This is a genomic window from Flavobacterium sp. UBA5153 (genome assembly GCA_002413745.1).
GTDB lineage: Bacteria > Bacteroidota > Bacteroidia > Flavobacteriales > Flavobacteriaceae > Flavobacterium.
Genome location: DHXP01000078.1, coordinates 91,198 through 113,486, shown reverse-complemented (window position 1 = coordinate 113,486; position 22,289 = coordinate 91,198). Strand labels below are relative to the sequence as shown.

Annotated in this window: 15 protein-coding genes; 2 read left to right on the top strand and 13 right to left on the bottom strand. The window is 35.1% G+C overall.

The features are described from left to right. Positions 1 to 3: 3 nt before the first annotated feature. The 5 genes from B2145_RS16750 to B2145_RS16730 all read right to left on the bottom strand — a co-directional run bounded on the left by B2145_RS16750 (position 4) and on the right by B2145_RS16730 (position 9,049). On the bottom strand, positions 4 to 1,179 hold the full coding sequence (locus B2145_RS16750; protein WP_291104863.1) for a TIGR03364 family FAD-dependent oxidoreductase: 1,176 nt from the start codon (positions 1,177 to 1,179) through the stop codon (positions 4 to 6). After that, on the bottom strand, positions 1,169 to 2,464 hold the full coding sequence (locus B2145_RS16745; protein ID WP_291104861.1) for a DUF5690 family protein: 1,296 nt from the start codon (positions 2,462 to 2,464) through the stop codon (positions 1,169 to 1,171). The genes B2145_RS16750 and B2145_RS16745 overlap by 11 nt, the downstream gene beginning before the upstream one ends. Positions 2,465 to 3,118: 654 nt before the next feature. Further along, positions 3,119 to 4,621, bottom strand: a complete 1,503-nt coding sequence (locus B2145_RS16740; RefSeq protein ID WP_291104859.1) for a SusD/RagB family nutrient-binding outer membrane lipoprotein — start codon at positions 4,619 to 4,621, stop codon at positions 3,119 to 3,121. 12 nt (positions 4,622 to 4,633) lie between these two features. After that, on the bottom strand, positions 4,634 to 7,762 hold the full coding sequence (locus B2145_RS16735) for a SusC/RagA family TonB-linked outer membrane protein (protein ID WP_291104857.1): 3,129 nt from the start codon (positions 7,760 to 7,762) through the stop codon (positions 4,634 to 4,636). Positions 7,763 to 8,179: 417 nt separating this feature from the next. After that, positions 8,180 to 9,049: a diacylglycerol/lipid kinase family protein gene (locus B2145_RS16730; RefSeq protein WP_291104855.1), complete on the bottom strand. Its 870-nt coding sequence runs from the start codon at positions 9,047 to 9,049 to the stop codon at positions 8,180 to 8,182. A 62-nt stretch (positions 9,050 to 9,111) separates the two neighbouring features. On the opposite strand from B2145_RS16730, the gene B2145_RS16725 reads away from it, so the two are divergent. Further along, entirely contained in the window at positions 9,112 to 10,080 is a 969-nt protein-coding gene (locus B2145_RS16725) for an App1 family protein (protein ID WP_291104853.1), read from the top strand. Here the strand turns inward: B2145_RS16725 and B2145_RS16720 are convergent. Beyond that, positions 10,075 to 11,988 carry an ABC-F family ATP-binding cassette domain-containing protein gene (locus B2145_RS16720; RefSeq protein ID WP_291104851.1) on the bottom strand — a complete coding sequence of 638 codons (1,914 nt, stop codon included), beginning with the start codon at positions 11,986 to 11,988 and terminating at the stop codon, positions 10,075 to 10,077. The genes B2145_RS16725 and B2145_RS16720 overlap by 6 nt on opposite strands. 63 nt (positions 11,989 to 12,051) lie before the next feature. Here B2145_RS16720 and B2145_RS16715 point away from each other — a divergent pair, with 63 nt between their 5' ends. Further along, positions 12,052 to 12,432 (top strand): DUF983 domain-containing protein, encoded by a 381-nt coding sequence (locus B2145_RS16715; RefSeq protein WP_291104848.1) that lies wholly within the window; start codon positions 12,052 to 12,054, stop codon positions 12,430 to 12,432. 1 nt (position 12,433) lies between these two features. Here B2145_RS16715 and B2145_RS16710 read toward each other — a convergent pair whose 3' ends face one another. From B2145_RS16710 to topA, 7 genes are all read right to left on the bottom strand, one after another. Continuing rightward, complete coding sequence (locus B2145_RS16710) at positions 12,434 to 13,480, bottom strand: NAD(P)/FAD-dependent oxidoreductase (RefSeq protein ID WP_291104845.1); 1,047 nt, start codon at positions 13,478 to 13,480, stop codon at positions 12,434 to 12,436. A gap of 159 nt (positions 13,481 to 13,639) precedes the next feature. Next, entirely contained in the window at positions 13,640 to 14,530 is an 891-nt protein-coding gene (gene gldN, locus B2145_RS16705; RefSeq protein ID WP_291105058.1) for a gliding motility protein GldN, read from the bottom strand. 51 nt (positions 14,531 to 14,581) lie between these two features. Beyond that, entirely contained in the window at positions 14,582 to 16,135 is a 1,554-nt protein-coding gene (gene gldM / locus B2145_RS16700) for a gliding motility protein GldM (RefSeq protein WP_291104843.1), read from the bottom strand. Between the two features lie 48 nt (positions 16,136 to 16,183). Then, entirely contained in the window at positions 16,184 to 16,846 is a 663-nt protein-coding gene (gldL, locus tag B2145_RS16695; protein WP_291104840.1) for a gliding motility protein GldL, read from the bottom strand. A 42-nt stretch (positions 16,847 to 16,888) separates the two neighbouring features. After that, the gene (gene gldK, locus B2145_RS16690; RefSeq protein WP_291104838.1) at positions 16,889 to 18,298 is read right to left on the bottom strand and encodes a gliding motility lipoprotein GldK; all 1,410 of its coding nucleotides are present in this window, start codon (positions 18,296 to 18,298) and stop codon (positions 16,889 to 16,891) included. 270 nt (positions 18,299 to 18,568) lie between these two features. After that, positions 18,569 to 19,720 carry a formimidoylglutamase gene (locus B2145_RS16685; RefSeq protein ID WP_291104836.1) on the bottom strand — a complete coding sequence of 384 codons (1,152 nt, stop codon included), beginning with the start codon at positions 19,718 to 19,720 and terminating at the stop codon, positions 18,569 to 18,571. Position 19,721: 1 nt separating this feature from the next. Next, entirely contained in the window at positions 19,722 to 22,256 is a 2,535-nt protein-coding gene (gene topA, locus B2145_RS16680; protein WP_291104833.1) for a type I DNA topoisomerase, read from the bottom strand. Positions 22,257 to 22,289 lie beyond the last annotated feature (33 nt).

Sequence of the window (22,289 nt, the reverse complement as noted above, 5' to 3'; positions counted from 1 at the left end):
CCATTACAAGCTAACTGTGTTTAGATTAAAAATAGTTGCGATATTCTCTTTTGAAAATCCACCGCTTCCCGTCATTCCCTTACCACCTATTCCGGTGACAATATGAATATTGTTGTCGATTGTTTTTTGAAATATATCCTTATTCTTGCATTGGGAATACACACCCGTCCACCTGCGTTGCAATTCCCAATTTGGAAAATCAATTATTTTTTTGGCCTCTTGAATCATAAAATTGTCAATCTCCATATTCAATTCATATCCCAATAAATCGGCATCTTTGGCATCGGCATATTCGTGTGAATCACCAAAATAAATACTACCATCAACCCCTTGTTTGAAGATAATATGTATTCCCCATTTTTTTTCCAGGGAGTCTATGGCTTCTTTCTCTTTAATAAATTTGTAAGAAGAACATTCCGAAAAACTCTCGTATCTTCTAATGGACAATCCTGTTAAAATATTTCCTTTTAAAGTATAGTTTTCTTGAGGTTTTGTTTGAAGGATTTGAAGCTTGGTGACTTCTAAATCGCTGTCGTTATACAGTTCTGGATACAATAATTTGAAATCGCTACCATTACATATTATAACTTTAGAAGATTCATAAACATCATCGTTTGCCGTCGTTACCTTTACAATATCATTGCCAACACTTTCACATGATTTCACAGCTGTGTTTGTAATGTATTTCAATTTATATTTATCAATCAAATATTTTTGGAACTGATGAATCAAGTATATGGAATCAACAGTTGCTTCTTCAGGAAAAAACAAGCCGCCAAGTGCATAGGATGGCTTTACCCCAGAAAACTGCCCGATACATTCTTCTTTCGTCAATAATTTTGACAAATAATCATTTGACTTGTTTATTTGATGCAATTCTTCCAACAGAGTTAATTCTTCCTCATTTGAAGCTATATACACGGTTCCGTTTTGACGAACGGTCAAATCTATTTCTTGCTGAATTTCTTTATATAGCTTTAAACTTTCTCTCCCGTATTGTTGCCATTTTATGTCCATTCCCGAAGGCACCACTTGTCCAAAATTACGTACCGTAGCCCCCAATGGCTGTTTGTCCTTTTCAAATAAAGTTACCGTTAGTCCGTTTTGCAGGGCATGGAAGGCATGGAATGTTCCGAGCACCCCTCCGCCAACAACGATTAAATCTGTTTTACAATTCATGAATGCTAATTATTAAAGGTTTTACTGTAATTTTCTTTTTATGCGTTATTTTAAAATGGATGATTAATGTCGAAATTCCTATAATTCCCACTCCTGATATGACATAAGTCCCATAAATAAAAAAGTTTACCCATGATAATGACGATAGCCCGAAATTTTTATAAAGTAAAACCCCCATACTTCCCAAATAACCAAAAGCATCAAATATATAGATCAGAAAACCTGCATTTCCTTTTATTTTGAAAGTCGCTATCATTCTATCAAAGAAAATACCATTGAAAGGAACATAGCAGGCATATAATCCAAATCCGGTAAAAATCATCCAGGAAAAGGGAGTTATTTGCCCCATTTGAAAAACCCAAGTACTGAGTCCTATCAAAATTGCACTAATCAAGATGATATAATGATACATTAAGAATGCTTTTTTATTGCTTTTTATAAATCCGAATGAACTGAAAATAAGCAACACCGCGATGGCAATAGGAATTTCGGATATTGAATATATTGAGCTACTATTTTGATATCCTAAACTGTCCCAAAGTTCCCTGGCAAAATTGTCCCTGAAATCCCTAAAAGCGGTTAATAAGACAAAAAAGAACACCATTATGATTAGCGGAAAAGCAAACTTTGCCATAATTTTTTTTCTCTCTTCACCAGTCATAGGCAACCTTTTCTCCCGTTGTCTCTGGTCTTTCTTGTTGGGTTGCGGTATTTTTTCCAATAAATAGGCAAAAAACAATAATGGAAGAACAAACAATGCTCCCGTCACTGCAGGCATCCAATATTCCGAGACATTCCATTGTTCCATCGTGTATTTGCCTATTGATTTTACAAATCCTGAAGAAACAATGAAACTACTGCATAAAACAACTCCTAATACTTCGGTATTTCTCCTTCCTTCCAAATACGAAAAAACGACACCCCAAATCATTCCTAAAGGCAAGCCATTTAAGAACATAAAAACAATATTGTACGGTCTTGGCACCAACCCAAAAAATACCAACGACACTTCTGCCGCAAAAATAAGCCCAACAAGATACAATCGTCGCTTGGAACTGTCCATTTCCGAGATGATTTTTATCCCTATAAATTTTGAAAGCATATATCCTAAAACTTGGGCAATTATAAGTAAGATTTTATAATCCACCCCAAAATAAGCAATCCCTTCATAGGTTGCAACCGTAAAAGGTTTTCGAAAAGCATACATACAGAAATAAACTCCAAACGAAGCCACTATAGCGTGAAGTGTTGTTTTAATCGCTTTATTATTTTTCACTTTTTTCATAAAATTAGTTTGATTTTCGGGTAACTTCTCTATTATAATTATAAGCGCTTCTGGGTTTTGTGTGAAAGTAAAAACCATCATATATGATTCAATTTAGGACTCGGATAAACGCCGATTTGCTTTGCGAAAACACGGATTTAAACGGATTTTATACAATCTATTTTTGTCCGTGTTTTGCCTTGGCAATCCGTTTCCTCTGTGTTCCTTTTTACAATATTTCCAGTAAAACCTAATTGTATTTATTAACCATAATTACATTTATTCTCCTGCCTTTACACACCAATTTCTAACATTGGCAAACCGCAATGCAAATTTTATTATTTTTTTACTATTTGTAAACTTTTGATGTTTATCTATTTGTTAACTTTACATACATTCTATCTTTATTTATTGTAAAATAATTATTATGCACACTGATTTTCTATGCATTTAAACCAAAAAATACAGAAAACAACTTCATTCCCGAAAATATTATAACACAACAAACCGCCCTTATGAGGCGGTTTGCTTTTCTTAAACCAAGTAAAAATATTTTACATATATTAAATAATACCTTATACCTTACTTCTTTTTTTACGATTGATTCTATTGGCATTCTGGTATTTGTTTAAAAAAAGACTTCAACTATTTTATCTTTAGTCTTCATAGTTTTAATTAATTCAAAATCCACATTTTTTTATTTATATCATCAGTCCCTTGATACTGTCTTGACAAAGCTTCATTTACGTTCGCACTGTTATTTTGAAATTCAGATTGAGGATATTTCCATCTTAAAGGAATAAGTCCCCCATTGTTATTAGCAGCCCCAACATTAAACACAGGTAATTGAGTTCTTCTATAATTAAAATAGGCTTCATGTCCAGAATTATCAAAAAAGGCTATGTATTTCTGTTTGATAATTTGTTGCAACCCTTGTATGTTATTCCCCGCATAATTTACATTTCCTTGCGCCAAAAATACATTTACATCTTCAACGGATACATTATAGAAACCCATTGACGCTTTTATTCCGTTTTCATAATGCATCTTTGCGTCTCCGGTAACATATCCTCTATTAATTGCTTCAGCGATAGTGAACTCCTGTTCGGCATACCCTATTATGATATAAGGTTCTCCATCATAACCTTTGTAATATCTAGCCTCATTAGGATAGGATAACATTCCGTTATCAGAAGCTACTTGCATAGGTCCTTGAGCATCACCCGTATTTGCCCCTACGTAAGCATTTAAATTTAACGGATCGTTTGAGTTATATAATGCTGACGCTGGATCTGCAACTTTATAAATTCTAGGATCGTTATTATCTTTCAGCAAGTTCAAATAAGTGGCGCCAATTATGTTGCGGTTTCTATTGAATCCATAATTTCCGGGATTAAACGGGTAGTAATTATTTTGTTCATTCCCATAACGACGTTCCATATTGTCATCTAAACCTCCCATTAATGGATATTTGCCCGGATTGTCTAAAATTGTTTTTATTCTTGAGGCAACATCCATTTCGCTTGATCTGTTACTTAAGCTTATAAGTACTCTTAAGTGGAAAGAGTTAATGGCCTTTTGCCATTTTTGAAGATCTCCTTTAAACAATGGGTCTCCATGCAATGAAGCAATTCCTACTTGGGTTCTGGCTAATGCAATTTGGTCATTGGATTCTTCCAAATAAGTCAGAATTTGTTCATATACGTCTTTTTGAGTGTCATATTTTGGTTGTTGTATACTTGGCTCCCCAGAGGCTTTTAATGCTTCGGACATTGGAATATCACCAAGTCTTTTAGACATATAATCAAAATAATAGGCTTTGAAAAATTTCCCCAATCCTTCATATATGTTTTTAGAGTCTAAAGTTTGCGCCTCTTTTTCCATTGCATCAACATTGGCCAAAACTTTATATTTAAAACCTGCTTCTCCCCAGTTATAATCCTGATTGCCATAATAATCAAATGAAATCACCCAAAACTGATTGTCCCTTTGTGTATCATTCCAAGCTCCATCCGAAATAACATCCGAAATAACTCCTGAAAGAAGCATTGAAGGAGGTACGCTTGTAGCCAGATTTGGATTTACTGCCAACTGGTCAAAATTTGTGCAGGAATTAAGGACGGCTATCATAAGTAACAGCATTATTCCTTTTCCTATATGTTTACTATTTGTATTCATCTTTATTGTCTTTTAAAATTTAACATTAATATTGACACCAAAACTTTTTACCGTTGGCGTTTGTAATGGAGATGTAGCCTCGTCAATAAACTGGTCTAAATCTATATTCTTGTGCTTAGAGAAATAAAATAAATCCCTGCCTATCAAAGACATTGACATTTCATTAACAAATGTGTTTTTTAATGCTGATGAAGGCATTTTGTAAGTCAAGGTTACCTCTCTTAGCTTGGCAAATGTTTTATCGATGATGTTGTATACTTGTGTGCCATAATACGATTTGGCATAATCTTGATAAAAAACTTTAGTTGTATTCGGAGCATAAGTTCTGGTGTCTGTAATTACGTTCCCTTCGCCATCTCTTGATAATTGTCCTCCCGTAACAACTACCCCATCCGCTACGTAAGATTTAATTCCTAGTACATCATTGGCTCTTTCTGGAGTAACACTATCAGGATGACGACCGCCTTGCCATAATTTTCGGTTTACATAATTCTCAATCTTACCTCCATATCTTCCATCAAATGAAAAGCTTAAAGTAAAATTTTTATAATCAAGTTTATTTGTTAATCCAGCCGCCCAATCCGGATTTTTATACCCAGCTTTTGTATAATAGGTGTCCAATATTGGTTTTCCGTTATTTCCAATGATTATTTGTCCAGTGCTAGATTTCATAAAATCCTGTACATAAAAAGCATCTACACGCTCTCCCACTTTTATTCTTCCATCATTCGTGATTACTTCTCCCGTGGCTGTATTGGTATATACTTCATCCAAATATTCTTTGTAAGTAGACCAGTTAAATCCCATATTCCATCTAAAATCTTTTGTTTTAATAAATGTGGAATTTAATGCTACTTCAAATCCTTTTGTCCTCGTGGTAATTCCGTTTTCCTTTTTACCGCTATAACCTGATGCTTCAGAATAGTTAAGGTCAAATATTCTGGGGCCGTTTTTATTGACAAAATAAGTCACATTTAAACCCAACCTGTTATTGAACATATCCGTATCAAAACCAAACTCTGTAGAAGAGTTAAATGCCGGCTTTAAATTTGGATTTGACAGGATTGAATTCACACTTACCGGATTGTAGGATGTTCCGCCAATAGTGTATGGAGTTCCCAATGAATAAGTGTCAAGATTACTGTAAATATCTGTTAAAGATGTCCCTACTTTTGCCCAAGAAGCTCTTACTTTTAAGAAATTAATCATTTCTGGCATTGTAAACAAACTGCTTAACACCGTACTTAACGAAGCCGACGGATAAAAGAAAGCATCGTTTGCTTGAGGAAGTCTTGAATCTTTTTGCCATCTTCCGGTAAGTCCTAAATACATAAATCCTTTATAAGACAAATCCGCAGAACTGTATACGCTGTAGTTTTGATATTCCGTTCTGTTACTTGTGGGCTGAACAGGTGTTTGAGAATTACTTAAAGTATACAATCCCGGAACAATCAAATAATCTGTTGTAGCGAAACTGCTACGTGTTTTTTCTATTTCAAGATTAGTCCCTACCAATGCGGTAATTTCAAAATCATTAATTTTTTTCTTATAATTGAACATCAAATCACTATAGCTGCTCGTACTATAATTGTACCTTTCCTTATAGTCTCCTTGTGCCTTTTCACGTCCGTAAGTGGTGGCAGAATATGGAAATTTTTCGTCTTGAAACAAGTTATTTGTCGCAAGGTTTGAACGGACAAGGACATTGAAATCTTTGGTAAACTTATGCGTTAAATTAAGTTGACCCGAAAAATCATTTCTATAATACCCTCTAAGCCATTCATAAGCCATAAAATAAGGATTATTATATCTGGTGTATTCAAAATTCTTTTGTTGAATACCTTCTTTTCCTTTTTGCCAATAATCTCTTAAATCTCTAACATCATAATCAGCGCCTCCCCATATAACCATATTATAAAGATAGCTGTTAGGTCCATAACTTACATTAGGGTTATTTGGAGAAGATTGATAATTAAAATTTGCCGAAGCATTAATGCTTGTTTTTTTATCAAAATCATAAGTCCCGGACAAGTTATAATTAATGGTATTTAATTTAGTATTGGGATTGATTCCTTTTTGATAAATATGTGAGGTGGAGAATCGAATACTTCCATTTTCGAATTTTGAAGCTATGGAAAGATTGGTTGTTTCCAAAAGCCCACTTTCCATAAAATTCGTGAAATTGTTTTTACCTCTATTCGTCCAAGGAGTCGGAATTGGATTTCCGTTTGCATCTAATGGACTATCATACTGGGCTATTAATTGCCCATTAAATTTTGGACCCCATTGATCGTAATCGGCATCATTAATACCACCTCCTTTTCCATCCTTAAAAGAGTAATTTCCATAAGAACCAGGACCATACGAATTTTGCACTTTTGGAATAGCATTAAATCCTGCTTGATACATTGAATTTTGATTTAATTCTACCACAAAACCTCTAGGGTCTTTTGTCCCTCTTTTGGTCGTGATTTGGATTGCTCCATTTGCACCATCAGAACCATATAAAGCTCCTGCATTTGCCCCTTTTAGCACTGTCATTGTTTCTACGTCATCCGGACTGATGTTCCATGAACTAGTGCCTAATGGAACTCCGTCAACAACTATCAATGTATTCTTGCCTCTCAAGGAAACTCTGGGAGCTGAGAAAAATTCAGCAGAATTTGCTATTATCAAACCCGATACTTTACCGGAAAGAGAACTTAACGCATTCACATTTCGTGCTTTGGTAAGATCTCCTTGAACTTCTTGAACGGAGTAACCCAAACTCTTTTTCTCTCTTTTTATTCCTAAAGCCGTTACGACAACTTCCTTTAGTCTTTCAGAAAGGGATTCCAAATAAACATCCCCTATGTTAAGCTCTCCATTCTTGGAGTTTACGTTAACTTCCACTTCTTTAGATTTATATCCTACATAAGATATCACTAAAAGTTGTTTTCCATTAGCAACATTTGCCAAACTAAATTTACCGTCAGGATCTGTTGTGGCTCCAATATTAGTTCCTTTAACTAAAACAGAAGCACTGAACAAAGGAGCTTGCTCATCGTGGACGATTCCTATAATACTTGTGTTTTGCGCCCTGCCAAATTGAGAGCTTGCCAAAAAAAAGAGTAGCATTAAACTACTTAATAGTGTTTTCATTTTTACAATTATTAAATTATTGATCGCAAAATTGACAATAAGTTTATTATTTGTAAACTTTTTAAGTTTAAGTATTCTTTAACATTATTAAAACACAACGTAAGTTCTGTGTTAAAAAAAAGTTAATCAACAGCCGAAAGACCCCGAATATTTAGGAATGGTTAAGAAATTGTTTCGGATTGAATATATTTATGAAGATTGCAACAAAAACAAAAAAAGAACAAATCCTCATATTCGTCTCTTTTTAGAATATTGATCTCGAAATCAAAAGTTCCACAGGAATAAAACCCCGAAAAAATGTTCGGGTTTATGAAACACGACAATCGAATTATTGATTATGAAGTCGCAAAAGTATTTTGTTGTTTTGAACCAAAAGTGGTTTGGCAAGAGCTACTCCTTTTAAAAAAGCATCAAAAACTAAGGGATTGCCACTTTAACCTTATTGGGCGAAATCTTGATTTCAAGTTCGGACTCAACTCCACAGTATTCACCGTCAATCTGGAAACTTACCGGAAAATTGGTTTTGATTGTTGCTTTATCGGTTGAAATGATTTGAATAGCTTCAGAATTTATGGGAATGTTGCCGGTGATTATTTTTCCAAAAACAACTAAATCCAGATTTCTCAAAATCACCAGTTCAAACTTTCCGTCATTCATCACGCCATTGGGATTGATGGTTACTCCGGTGCCATATTTTTTTGAGTTGGCAATTACAATCATTCTTGCCTCAGATTTTATGGTTTGATTGTTAGCGGTAACCGTTGCCGTGAATGGCTCTCCTGAATCTATTAGAGTGTTCAACGCTTGCAATAAATAACCCCATTTACCGCGAACATCACTTTTTTCGTAGTTTTTAACAAGTTCCGCATTCAATCCCAAATCGCTCAAGTGGTAACATTTTTTGCCATTTATGTCAATTGTATCCAGTTTGATGTAATCACCATAAAAGGCAATTTCTAAATTTTCTTCGAGCGTTCTCATCAAATCTAAATCTACCGCTAAGCCATTAGACGAACCAGCCGGTAAAATTCCAAGAATCACGTCTTTGTCTTCCATTGCTTCAGCCACCATTTTTATGGTTCCATCGCCACCTACAATAATAATTCTTTCTGGTTTATATTTATCATAAAGTATTTTCACTTTTGAAATATCATTTTCACCGGAAGTTTCATACTGCACAAGATTCAGATTTTCATTGGACGCAAAAATTAATGCAGCTTCAATAAATTCAAATTTATCGACACCACCAGATATTGGATTAACAACCATTAATATATTATTTTTCAAAGTTTTAGTCCGTTTATTGCTTAAATTTAATTAATTTTATTCACACTTCAAAATCCCAAACAATGAAGCCCATTTTAAAATTGTACCGCGGATATGCAAATGAGCAGGAATTAATTGTAATGGGACACGTTTTTGAACCAACAAAGACTAGAGATTATGACTTTCAGAAAAAAAGCTTTAAAAACGCAGCTGCGGTCATCAGTTTGTTTCAGGTTAAAACACAGGCAAATGCCAATGTTTATCTGAAACACAACAATACTACAATCCACACCAAAACACTGATTGACGGTTATTTTAAGTTCTGCATTCCATTAGACCAGAATGTTGGATATGGATGGATTGATTATCAGGTAAGCATTATTTACGGTAACGAAACAATAGTAACCAAGGAAAGTTACATTCGCCCACATAAAGGAGATATTGGAATAATTTCGGACATCGATGATACATTTTTGATTTCATACACATTAAATCCGTTGAAGAAGTTATACCATTTGTTGTTCCGAAATGTAAATACCAGAAAAATTTATGACGACGTTGTCCCGCATTATCAAGCCTTGGGTTTGGCCGGAAGAAATAATAAGGAGGAACAAAATGCTTTTTTTTATGTTTCGAGCAGCGAATGGAATTTGTATCGTTTCATCGTAAAATTTACCGAAATTCACAAATTGCCGAAAGCCGTATTATTACTGAAAGATATTAAATCCAGTCTTTCTGATTTTTTCTGGACTGGCAGGGGTGGTCATAACCATAAATTTGAAAAAATAAAACACATTTTGGAATTTTATCCCAATTTGAAATATGTTTTGATGGGTGATGATTCACAACACGATCCTTTTTTGTACGAAGCTATCAGTAAAATTTTTCCTTTAACCGTAAAAGCAGTTTACATAAGGCAAACTGGTAAACGTAAAAAAGAAAAAGTCACAATTGCATTGAAAAATATGGAGAGTTTAAACGTGGCAGTTTGCTATTTTACTGACAGCAGCGAAGCAATTGCCCATTCAAAAAAAATTGGACTGATTTTATAAACCCACATTGTCAATTTCTTCCTGAACGATTTCCCAATCCAAAAGCAGTTTGTCCAATTCGGCTTTTTTCTTGTTGTATGCCATAAAAAATTTAGCGTCCTCGATATGTTTATCATAATTGGAAGCCAACATTTTGTCATCGTGTTGAAGATCTTTTTCGAGTTGCTTGATTTGACTTTCGACTTTGCTTAAGCGATTCTGCAAAGCCTTTCCTCTTTTCTGGTCTTCATAAGATGCTTTATTGCTTTCTTTCGGAGCCGATGTTTTTAAGGCGTCCTTTTTCTCGACTTCACGCATATTTTCAAGATTGCGTTGCTCCAAAAAGTAATTGACGTCTCCCAAATATTCTTTTATTTTTTGATCTTTAAATTCATAAACGATATTGGACATTCCTTGAAGAAAATCCCTGTCGTGAGAAACCAAAAGCAATGTTCCTTCATATTTTTGTAAGGCAGCTTTCAATACATTTTTGGATTTTATATCCAAGTGATTCGTTGGCTCATCCATTACCAAAACGTTGATGGGTTGCAAAAGCAATTTACAAAGTGCCAAACGGTTTCTTTCGCCACCGGAAAGAACTTTTACCTTTTTCTCGACATCATCGCCACGAAACAGGAATGAACCCAGCATATCGCGAACTTTGGAACGATTCGTGTCGGTAGCTGCATCTTGCATCGTTTGCAGCAAGGTAATTTCACCGTCCAAATATTCTGCTTGATTTTGGGCAAAATAACCCACTTGTACGTTGTGTCCTAATTTTATGTTTCCCTCGAATTCAAATTCATTGACAATTGCTTTGATGAAAGTCGATTTCCCTTGTCCGTTTTGTCCAACAAAAGCAATCTTGCTTCCCCGTTCCACCAAAAGCGAAATGTCTTTTAGGATGGTTTTATCGCCGTATTTTTTGGTCACATCTTCGGCCTCGATTACCACCCTTCCGGGAACTTTTGATAATGGAAATGAGATATTCATCACCGAATTATCGTCTTCGTCGACTTCGATTCGTTCAATTTTATCGAGTTTTTTAATCATCGATTGTGCCATCGATGCTTTAGAAGCTTTGGCACGGAATTTCTCTATTAATTTCTCGGTTTCCTCGATTTTTTTGGCTTGGTTCTTTTGTGTTGCCAATTGTTTTTCGCGAATTTCGTGTCGCAATTCCAGATATTCGGAATAGGGCTTGTTGAAATCGTATGCTTTCCCCAAGGAAATTTCTATGGTTCTATTGGTCACATTGTCCAAAAACATTTTATCGTGCGAAACAATTACTACAACGCCAGGATAATTACGCAAGAAACTCTCTAACCAAATGATACTTTCGATATCCAGGTGATTCGTTGGTTCATCCAGAAGCAAAACATCGTTGGCCTGCAATAATAATTTGGCCAATTCGATACGCATTCTCCATCCGCCAGAAAAAGTTTCGGTTTGATCATTGAAAACGTCTCTTTTGAAACCCAGCCCAAGAAGAATTTTCTCGGTGTCTCCGATATAATTATAACCACCGAGCAAATCGAAACGATGTGTGTAATCGGATAAATCTTCTATAATTTGACTGTATTCCTCACTTTCATAATCGGTTCGGGTAACCAAAAGATGATTGATTTCTTCCAGTTTTTTTTCTACGATTTTAATATCCGTAAAAGCTTCATACGCTTCTTCGAGCACCGTTCTTCCTTGCTCAAAATCAATATCCTGACGCAAAAACCCCATTCGAACTTCCTTTTCTTGGGAAATAACTCCCGAATCTGGAGCAAAATCCTTTGCCAAAATTTTCAGCATGGTCGATTTCCCCGCACCGTTTTTGCCGACAAGACCCACTCGGTCTCCGGCACCCAATCGAAAGGTAACTTCTTCAAACAAATAAGTTCCTCCAAAAGAAACGGATAAATTATGTATATTAAGCATTTATTGTGTTTTGTATTTGTAAATTTGCGGCTCCAAAAAAGGAGAAATTTAATTTTTTTGCAAATGTTAAAAAAAGGATCCAAACTAAATAGTATTTTAACAGGAACTTGTCCTAGATGTCAGAATGAGAGTATGTATTTGGATAAAAATCCTTTACATTTTTCCAAATTACTCAAAATGAACGAAAAATGCAGTCATTGTGGTTTGAAATATCAAATTGAACCTTCCTTCTTTTATGGCGCCATGTATGTAAGTTATGCCTTGAATGTTGCGCTTGGAGTTGCAGCTTTTGTGATTTCTTATCTTATCTTTAATACAAGTCTAAAAGTTGCTTTTATTGCGATAATTGCCTCCAATGTTGTTTTATTCCCGTATGTTTTACGGTGGTCAAGGAATATATACATTAACCTGTTTATTTCTTATAATCCAAATTTTAAAAAATAAATCAACTTTTTTTGGTAAATCTTTTAATGTCAATTGCTTTATCCAACGGTTTTTGGTGTTCAATGTTTTCAAATAATGCTTTTGCCATTGCCGGCCCAAGCATAACACCACGGGTTCCTAACCCATTCAGAATATGTATAGAATCGTGATTTGAATAGGTTCCCACCAACGGCCTTCTGTCTTTGACGGTAGGCCGAACTCCTGCAAAATGGGACACAATTTCAAAATCACAGTCAATTATCTCTCTTATTCTTTCAACCAATTCATTTTTTCCTTCTTCGGTAGGGACATCTGTTTTATCATCCCAATTGTATGTTGCTCCAATTTTGAACAAATTGTCTCCAAGTGGCAAAATAAAAACACTTGTATTTACAATCACATCTAAATTCAGTTGTGGAACTTTTATTACAAGTAATTCTCCTTTTGTACCGTCAAGAGGCAAATCCTTAAAGTAAGGATTGGCATGCATCCCAAATCCTTCTGCAAAAACAATATGCCTAGCTTGGATATCTTTGTAACGAATCCCATGGTTTTCTTCCTGCAACAGCGTATACTCAAATGATTCTTCAAGAAATAATTGATTTTTTACAAGATACTCCCTGTACTTTTTTAACAGCAATGCCGTGTCCACATAGCCGGTTTGTAATACTTCGCCATATCCGAAAGGCGAATCCATTCCTGTATACTTTTTAGAAATTAAATTGGTGGACAAAAAAGGGGCCAGATTCACTTTGTCGGAAGCGGCGAACCAGTTGTTTTGTTCTTCGACAGAAGAAAACTTTCTTAAAATTGGCGTTCTAAAATTTACTTTAAAATCCAGTTTTTTCTCCAAAACAGAAAGAAATTCATTCATGATAAGCAAATGCTCTTTCGCCTGCCCCACTTCGCTGAAACGTTTTAAAATAACGGGGTTGTATAAACCGCCGGCTATTTTTGAAGAATTTTGGGAATTGTTATCCAGTACCAAAATAGATTTATTGTTTTGCAATGCCATTTCAGAAAATGAAATGCCTGCCAATCCTGAACCTACTATTAAATAATCTATCATTGGGAGAATTAATTTTGAAAATAAAATGCAAAGAACGTATATTAAAATAATAACCTGCCAATAAAGTTATCTTCTTGCAGCAAAGTCAAGAGCATAGATCTAAAAACAAAGAACTCTTGCCGTATTGACAAGAGTTCTTTGTATAAGATAAAATTGAACCTAGTAATTCCACATATCTGATTCGAAATTACGGATTTTTTCTTTGACCCTTTCTGATTCGAGTAATTGATTTTGGGCATTATCTTTCATATAACTTGCAATTGACCTGTCACCATAAACATTTTCTTCTTGATAAATTACACTGTTAAAATGTCTTGAATTTAATATTTGATCAAAAGAAATTGGCATTGCCGAATTTTTATCGTTAAATGATTTTGCTTCATGCAAAACCTCTCTAGCCGATGGAAAAAAGACCCAGAACAACTCAATGTAATCTTTTTCATCACTGTTCATTGTATAAACATCTGGAGTAACAGGACAAATACCGAGTAAACGATATTTCAATTCACTTTGCCTTTTGTCAAAATACCAATACCCTTTAATTTTATACTGCGTAACATCCTGTGCGGTAAGATCTTGCTTCACGATATACTCTGGTGATATTTGAGTTCCGGCATTGATTTGCTCTCTTCCGGCATCAGTTGTGTCAATACGTGTCAAAGAGGCTTTAATATCCTTATAAGATTTTTTAGTGTTGAAATAACTGTCTGAATACACTTCGGTGATTTTTCCGTTTCGGATGGCTTTTGTCAAAACATCGTATAAAGAGCGCCTATCTGACCCAATATTTGCCGTATCTACCGGAAAATACATGGGGAAATTAATTCTTTCACTTAAATCAATAATTTCCCAAGTCATTTTACCCATCAAAATATCCCTGTCATCCACATAACCATATTCCAACGGTTTGTCATTGTCAGAAATGAGTTGGGCTGCAGACTTAATTCCTATTTGTTCAGGCACCTTCGCATTAAGCAAATTAGATTGTGCAAAAGAAGCCACACCTCCGGTAATAGAAATAAAAACTATTAAAAAATTTCTTATATTCATCATGGTATCATTATAAGTTATTGAAGTAGGCTATACATCTAACTTCCTTATTTATTGTATTTCGTAAATTACCGGTGCAGTTCTTGGCAACAAGTAACTACCCGCTCCAACAAGTTTTGTTTTGATTTCGGAAATGGTAACTTGATCGCCTCTTCCTACTTTTGAAAGAACAGATTTACATTGTGCATTTAATTTATTTCCTTGAACGACCACGGTAGGCTGACCTGCTACTTTAAAATTAAATCCAACAACATCCAAACCAACCTCAAAATCAAAATCAACTAATTTTGCTCCGATTGTTGAAATTTCTAAACTTGATTTAGGCCCTTTTACGACACCCATTTCTCCTCTAATAGTCCCTGTCGGACTAGGAATTCCTTTTATTCTAAAAACTTTTGTATCTGGAACAGTTTTTCCGTCAGGAAGTTTACCCACAACATTAATTTTGACTTCAGTTCCTGTTCCCGGTCGCATAGTGTATGAACTTGAATTTCCAATACGCGTCAATCCTGGTGCAGAAGCCGAAACCATATCGGGTGATAATCCTGCAAATGAAATGGTCATTGGGTTTACAACACCACGATACACCACATTCATTTTATCAGCAGAAATTGTGGCTGATTTAGGTCTAGCAACAACAACATAAGTAGTTTTTTGAATAGGAAGAGGAATTGGTTTTCCATTTTCTTCAAAATTAAAAGAACCACTAATTGGATGTTCTCCAATATTACCTGCACCAAATGAAAATTTTGCTTGTCCAGCTTCAGCATTCAAACTTGCCCCATTTAAAATAACCGACTTAGCTTTAAGTGTGGGATCAAATTTCCCTAATATGACTTTACCTGTAACTGCTTCTCCTTGAAAGAAAACAGATTTATCAAGAACCACTATAGGTTGATAAGCGGTAAGCGATGCAGCAGCAACTAAGTCTGATTGAAACATCCCAGTCATTACATCACTTTCGGTTGTTTTTATATCAGCTTGTAATTGTGTTAACTTAGTTATTGTAGCAATTAATGGAAAACCATGGTAATTATATTCCATCCATGGTAAATCTTTTCCCGCTTTTTCTGAAAAAACAGGTTTAGTTGCGAATCGTTTTTCTATTTTATTCATTTCAATTTCAGCAATAGAACTACCTCCAATTTGTTTAATTTGAGCTGGGAAATTTTGAATTTTTTTCAAAAATTCTTTTCCTTTTGCAGACAATTTTTCTTGACTAAAAAGCATTCTATCAATCAAATCACCTTTATCCATTTGTTCAAAAGGATAATTTCCTTCCTTATCTTTTGGATATTTTTTAGTTATCTCAACTTTAATGTTTTCAATGTAACTAGAAAATTCTTTAGAAAGTGCTCTTATTTTTTCTACTTTCAACTTTTTATCCCCATATTGACCAGGCTGATCTTGAGCTTTTTGGGCTAATTGTTGAAATGAACTTTCATTTCTACTATCGGTTAATGAATTTGATTCCTCTATTTTAATATTCAAAATTCCAAATGCAGATAATACCTCTTTAGACATATTTAATGCCAACATCGCAATAAAAACCAAGTACATTAGGTTTATCATTTTCTGTCTTGGTGTCAATTTTCCTCCTGCCATATTTTCTAATAATTAGTTAATGTTATATATACCTATAGTCGAAACTAATTATCCTTTGTTATTCATTGCAGAAAGCATTCCACCATAAACATTGTTCAAAGATGACAAATTGGTGGTCAATGATTGCATTTGCTCTTTTAATTTTACATTATTTTCCAATACTTCTTCGTTTATTTGGGCATTTCTTGAAGCACTTTGTAATTGTATTTTATATAAACTGTTTAAAGATTCCATTTGGGCCGCAGCCAAAGACAATTCTTCACTATATTTTTTGGTAGAAGCAATAGAATCTGCTGTTGGCATAATACTTTTGGCAGCACCTTCAAAATTTTTGATGCTATTTCCTAAACTAACCATCAATTCACCGTCAATTTTAGCTTCTTTTAACATAGCATCCAATTTCTTAGACAATAAACCTTCTACATCAGAAGAAGGAGCTTCTGTTTTAGCTGTTTTAACTGGTACTGCATTTTTGTCACGCAGTTGTGGATAAACGTTTTCCCATTTGTAATATTGGTCGTCCTCAACAGGTTCAAATGCCGAAAGTGCAAAAATCAAAGCTTCGACTACTAATCCTAAAGTTAACATTGCGTTTCCTGTAAAAATTGGAGGGAACTCAAGATGTGTTATTTTGAACAAAGCTCCAATAATTACTACTGCCGCTCCCATACCATAAGAGAAATTCATAGTTTTTTTACTCAATAATGCCATAATGTTTACGTTTTTAGATTAATTAATTAAATGTAGGTTAGTTTATTTTTTCTTTTTAATTTTTTCGGTTGCCTGGGTTCCCATATAGTCTTGAACGGTTCTAAAACCAATATAACTCCTTGCAGAATCCGCATATTCATGATCACGAGTACTTACTTGAAGGAAATAAGCAACATCTTTCCATGAACCGCCTCTAACTACCTTTCTCATATTTTTATAATCTTGAACATTCGGGTTCATTGAAGATACGTATTCGTAGGCGTTTGGATCGTAAGAGGTATCAGTCCATTCAGAAACATTCCCCGCCATATTATAAAGATTATATCCATTTGGCTCATATGATTTTGCTTCTACCGTATACAATGCTTGGTCAGCTGCATAATCTCCCCTGTTCGGTTTGAAATTGGCAAGAAAGCATCCCCTGTCATTTTTCGTATAAGGTCCTCCCCAAGGATAAGTTGCAGATTCTAACCCTCCCCTGGCAGAGTATTCCCATTCTGCCTCGGTGGGTAACCTGAAACTATTGGTCTGATCGTGACCTTTCTTTTTAGATTTTATATAGCTGTTTTTATTTAGTGTTCTCCATGCACAAAAAGCTCTTGCCTGTTTCCAGTTCACCCCCACAACAGGATAATCTCCATAGGCTTGATGCCAAAAGTAATCATTGTGCATCGGCTCATTATAAGAATACGAAAAATCTTTAATCCATGTTGTTGTGTCAGGATACACTTTTACTTGTTCCGTTCTAATAAAATCTTTTCTTTTACCCGTTTTGGCTTTTGCGGCAGCTTGAATATCCATCCATGAATAACGGAATTTTAGTTTGTTTACGTCAATTGTCCTTAGACCATTAAAAGACTCTTCCATTGGCAAATACATGGAATCCATAACTTCTGTATAATACTCGTCGGGATATAATTTAGTGTCCTTGATTAATTTTACCTTGTGATTGAGTTTTCTACCGGCATAAGGATCATCATCTGTACCAACACTATAATAGTTATCGTACATATATTTATCGTATGCAGTCATTTTTTCAGGATCAGAATCATTAAAAGCAAAATCAGCTATACTTCCGGTATTTTTGCCTTTGCCTCCTTTTGCATCACCTTTTTTTATTCCGGATTCGTCAGCAAGAATTGCTAATCGAACCCTCATGGTTGAATCTTTCACCCATTCCACAAATTGACGATATTCACTATTGGTTATTTCCGTTTCGTCCATATAGAAAGACCGAACGGTAACTGTTTTTGTAGTAGCGTCCCCAACATTGGCTACATCATCGTCAGATTTTCCCATTATAAATGAACCTCCAGGAATCAAAGTCATTCCATAAGGTTTTTCAGGATGCCATTTCCCACCTTTAACACCAACTAATTCACCTTTGTCGCTTGATTTACCACAGCCAATTAGTAAGCTTAAAATTGCCGTAAATGCAATGAACTTCTTCATATAAATTCGGGTTATATATTCATTATTATTAAGTGAGTAAACCTATTTATTATTATTTTAAAAAACAATTATTTATCGTACTATTTATTTCAATAACCAAAACTAAAATTAAATACGGTAAGAAAAAAATATTTTGTCGACAAAACGCTTAAAATACCGATAAAATGCTTAAAAACGTGATTTTTCGTAGGTTTTGTTTTATAGAACTAGTCTATACCAATCCTGTTGTCAAACAGTTTGTTGGGGGTTAAAGTGCCGTTTAACGATAAATTATATCATATTCTTACGTTGTGCCTTCCACCATCTTTCCGGAATTTCTTGGTTACAGGCCCCTAAATATTCTTCATACGAGCAAGGTAACAACGTGTTTTTCTTTAATTTATTATTGCTGTTTGAAATAAACGGTATTTCTATCCACCACCTATCGGTTTTATTGCTTTTATAGAAGATTAATTCTTCTTCTTCTAATGGAATAATGTATTTTAAATAATTTTCTTTACTCCCAAATGGGTATTCATTGGAACGGTAGTGAAAGCCTTCGATAAAATACCAAATAATTTGGGCTATTAAAACAGACTCTTGACTGGAATTGTTATGATTAAAAATTCCAAAAAGGGAAATTTTGTCACTAATCCCGGCATATCTTGACAAAGTACAAATCTCTTTTCCATTAAAACCATTAGGCGTAAATGGATTATTATTTCCCGAATCAGACGATTTTATAGCCGTTAAATCAATGCTCACAATATCGGCATCCCTAAAAACGGGTTCGGCAATAGCGATAGTATTGGAAATATCTCCCAAGCGATAAGCCTCAAAAAATAATTTATCAATTAAATCAATCTCTTCCTGCGAATTATAATAGGTCTGAAATCCGATATTACTGAAATTAAAAAGGTTATTGGGTTCGTCTATGATAATTTTGGTTAAATAAGAAGTGGCGGAAACGGAGTCACTTTCTTTTCCGAAATCAAATTTACTGTCAATGGAAACCAGATTTACCATTTGCTCCAAATCATCGTAAGCTCTGTAAAGCGCATACGTTAAATCTTGGGAACCGCCTATAACAATGGGGGTGATCTTTTTCTTGATTAGACTTGCAATTACTTTTTTTAATGCAAAATAAGTATCGTCACTCGAATTACCAGCCAGAATATCCCCCAAATCGGCAATGGAAGCATTCCAGTTTCCGGGAAACAGCGCATACAATTCTTTTCGAATATTTGACAAATCTACCTGCTCAGTTTGGTTTTTATCTCCTCGATTTTCCAAAACACCAATGATGGCAATTTTGATTTTATTTAAATCAGGAAAGTCTTTGGCTGTATGAAATACAATTTTGCTTCCCAATTGCTGGGAAGAAAAGTCCTTAATAAATTGAAGGATTTCATCATCTAATGGTTTTAGAAAATCAAATTCCATATTATTTCTTTTTTGCAACAGGTTTTTTAGTAGCAGGTTTTTTAGTAGCAGGTTTTTTTGCGGTTGTGGCTTTTTTGACAGCAACTTTCTTGGCCGGGGTTTTCTCGGCAATCATTTCTTGAACTTGTTCCAATGTTAATTTTGTTGCGTCAACATCCTTACTCAATTCAATTTTGATTTTACCTTTGGTAATTACTGATCTTCCCCAGCGGGCTTTTTCGACCAAAATTCCCTCATCTTCCCAGTTATGCAAAACCTTTTCAATATTTTTTTGCAATTTATCGTCAATCAATTCTTCAATATCTGATTGCGATAAATTATCAAAATTATATTTTTTGCTTACATTAATAAACAGCCCATCCCATTTGATAAATGGACCAAAACGACCCACCCCTTTTTGAACCGGTTCATTTTTGTAAATTGCAATTGGCGCATCAGCTTTTGCTTTTTCATCAATCAATTCCTCGGCACGTTCCAAAGAAACGTCAAGTGGATTTTCGCCTTTTGGCAAAGAAACAAAAACACTCCCGTGACGCACGTACGGACCAAAACGACCGTTACTTACCTCAACTTCTTCTCCTTTATATGTACCTAAATTTTTTGGCAACAAAAACAAATTCAAGGCTTCTTCCAAAGTAATGTTTCCAATATTTTGGTCTGACATTAAACTCGCGAATTTTTTCTCTTCATCCTCCGCTTCTCCAATTTGGGCCATTGGACCAAATTTTCCTAAACGAACACTCACTTGCTTTCCTGTTTTTGGATCTTTCCCCAAAATTCTCTCTCCGCTTTCTCTATCTGCATTCGCTTCTACATCTTTCACTGTTGGGTGGAATTTATCGTAGAATTCCTGCATCATTTTTGTCCATTCTATATTTCCTTCGGCAATTTCATCAAAATCCTCTTCGACCTTGGCAGTGAAATTATAATCCAAAATATTTCCGAAATTTTTAACCAAGAAATCCGTAACAATAGTTCCAATATCAGTTGGAACCAGTTTTCCTTTATCAGAACCCGTGTTTTCTTTGAGTAACTTCTCGCCTACTTTCCCTGATTTTAAGGTCAGTTGCGTATAATTTCTTTCCTGTCCGTCAAGATTTCCTTTTTCAACATATTTTCTGTTGATAATCGTGGAAATCGTTGGCGCATAAGTCGAAGGACGACCAATTCCTAATTCCTCTAATTTTTTCACCAAAGAAGCTTCGGTGTATCTTGCCGCCGGACGAGAATATCTTTCGGTTGCAGTGATATAATTATTTTGCAATTTTTCGTTGACTTTCATTGCAGGCAACATTCCTTCTTGCTCATCATCATCGTCATCATTTCCTTCCAAATAAACCTTCAAGAAACCTTCAAAAAGCAAAACTTCTCCAGATGCAGTGAATATTTCACTGTGATTATTGGCTGCAATTTTAACGTTTGTTCTTTCCAATTCAGCATCGCTCATTTGAGAAGCCAAAGTTCTTTTCCAAATCAAATCATACAAACGCGCTTGGTCTCTGTCGATATTCACGGTATGGCGCGACATATCTGTTGGACGAATCGCTTCGTGTGCTTCTTGTGCTCCTTTGCTTTTATTAACAAAAGTTCTTGGTTTAGAGAATTCCTTTCCGTAGGATTTGATGATTTCGGCTTGAGCAGCATCCATCGCGTCTTTCGACAAGTTCACACTGTCCGTTCTCATATAAGTAATGAGTCCCGCTTCGTATAAACGTTGTGCGAGTTGCATTGTGATTCCAACAGGCAAATACAATTTTCTAGCGGCTTCTTGCTGCAAAGTCGAAGTTGTAAAAGGTCCGGTTGGTGATTTTTTGGTAGGTTTTGTTTCTAAATCCGAAACCTTGTATGTAGAACCGATATTCTTTTTCAAGAAATCCTCGGCTTCTTTTTTGGTGTTGAAATTCTTTGGCAGTTTTGCCTTGAATGACTTTCCAGATTCGTTAGTGAATTCTGTTACAACTGAATAAGAAGCTATTGGATTGAAATTCTGGATTTCTCTTTCTCTCTCCACAATCAAACGAACCGAAACCGACTGAACTCGTCCGGCAGAAAGTCCTCCTTTTATTTTTCTCCATAAAACTGGCGATAATTCATAACCCACCAATCTGTCCAAAACACGACGTGCCTGTTGCGCATTAACCAAATTATAATCAATTTCACGTGGATTTTCAATTGCTTTTAGAATCGCAGATTTCGTGATTTCGTGAAAAACAATTCGTTTGGTTTTCTTTTTGTCCAATTTTAATTCTTCGGCAAGATGCCAAGAAATAGCTTCACCCTCGCGATCCTCATCCGAAGCCAACCAAACCATATCAGCATTTTTTGCCAAGGTTTTGAGTTTGCTTACCAATGCTTTCTTGTCGGCCGAAACTTCGTATTTTGGTTTAAAACCATTTTCTACATCTACACCAATTTCTTTAGAAGGCAAGTCGGCAATATGCCCATAACTTGACTCTACTTGATAATCGCTTCCTAGAAATTTCTCGATTGTTTTTGCCTTTGCAGGGGACTCAACGATAACTAAATTCTTTGCCATTGCTTTGTTTTTCTGCGACAAAAGTAGAAGAAT

Coding starts and splice junctions, on each gene's coding strand:
- B2145_RS16750 (WP_291104863.1), bottom strand. CDS start 1,179: ATGAATTGTAAAACAGATTTAATCGTTGTTGGCGGAGGGGTGCTCGGA.
- B2145_RS16745 (WP_291104861.1), bottom strand. CDS start 2,464: ATGAAAAAAGTGAAAAATAATAAAGCGATTAAAACAACACTTCACGCT.
- B2145_RS16740 (WP_291104859.1), bottom strand. CDS start 4,621: ATGAATACAAATAGTAAACATATAGGAAAAGGAATAATGCTGTTACTT.
- B2145_RS16735 (WP_291104857.1), bottom strand. CDS start 7,762: ATGAAAACACTATTAAGTAGTTTAATGCTACTCTTTTTTTTGGCAAGC.
- B2145_RS16725 (WP_291104853.1), top strand. CDS start 9,112: ATGAAGCCCATTTTAAAATTGTACCGCGGATATGCAAATGAGCAGGAA.
- B2145_RS16720 (WP_291104851.1), bottom strand. CDS start 11,988: ATGCTTAATATACATAATTTATCCGTTTCTTTTGGAGGAACTTATTTG.
- B2145_RS16715 (WP_291104848.1), top strand. CDS start 12,052: ATGTTAAAAAAAGGATCCAAACTAAATAGTATTTTAACAGGAACTTGT.
- B2145_RS16710 (WP_291104845.1), bottom strand. CDS start 13,480: ATGATAGATTATTTAATAGTAGGTTCAGGATTGGCAGGCATTTCATTT.
- gldN (WP_291105058.1), bottom strand. CDS start 14,530: ATGAATATAAGAAATTTTTTAATAGTTTTTATTTCTATTACCGGAGGT.
- gldM (WP_291104843.1), bottom strand. CDS start 16,135: ATGGCAGGAGGAAAATTGACACCAAGACAGAAAATGATAAACCTAATG.
- gldL (WP_291104840.1), bottom strand. CDS start 16,846: ATGGCATTATTGAGTAAAAAAACTATGAATTTCTCTTATGGTATGGGA.
- gldK (WP_291104838.1), bottom strand. CDS start 18,298: ATGAAGAAGTTCATTGCATTTACGGCAATTTTAAGCTTACTAATTGGC.
- B2145_RS16685 (WP_291104836.1), bottom strand. CDS start 19,720: ATGGAATTTGATTTTCTAAAACCATTAGATGATGAAATCCTTCAATTT.
- topA (WP_291104833.1), bottom strand. CDS start 22,256: ATGGCAAAGAATTTAGTTATCGTTGAGTCCCCTGCAAAGGCAAAAACA.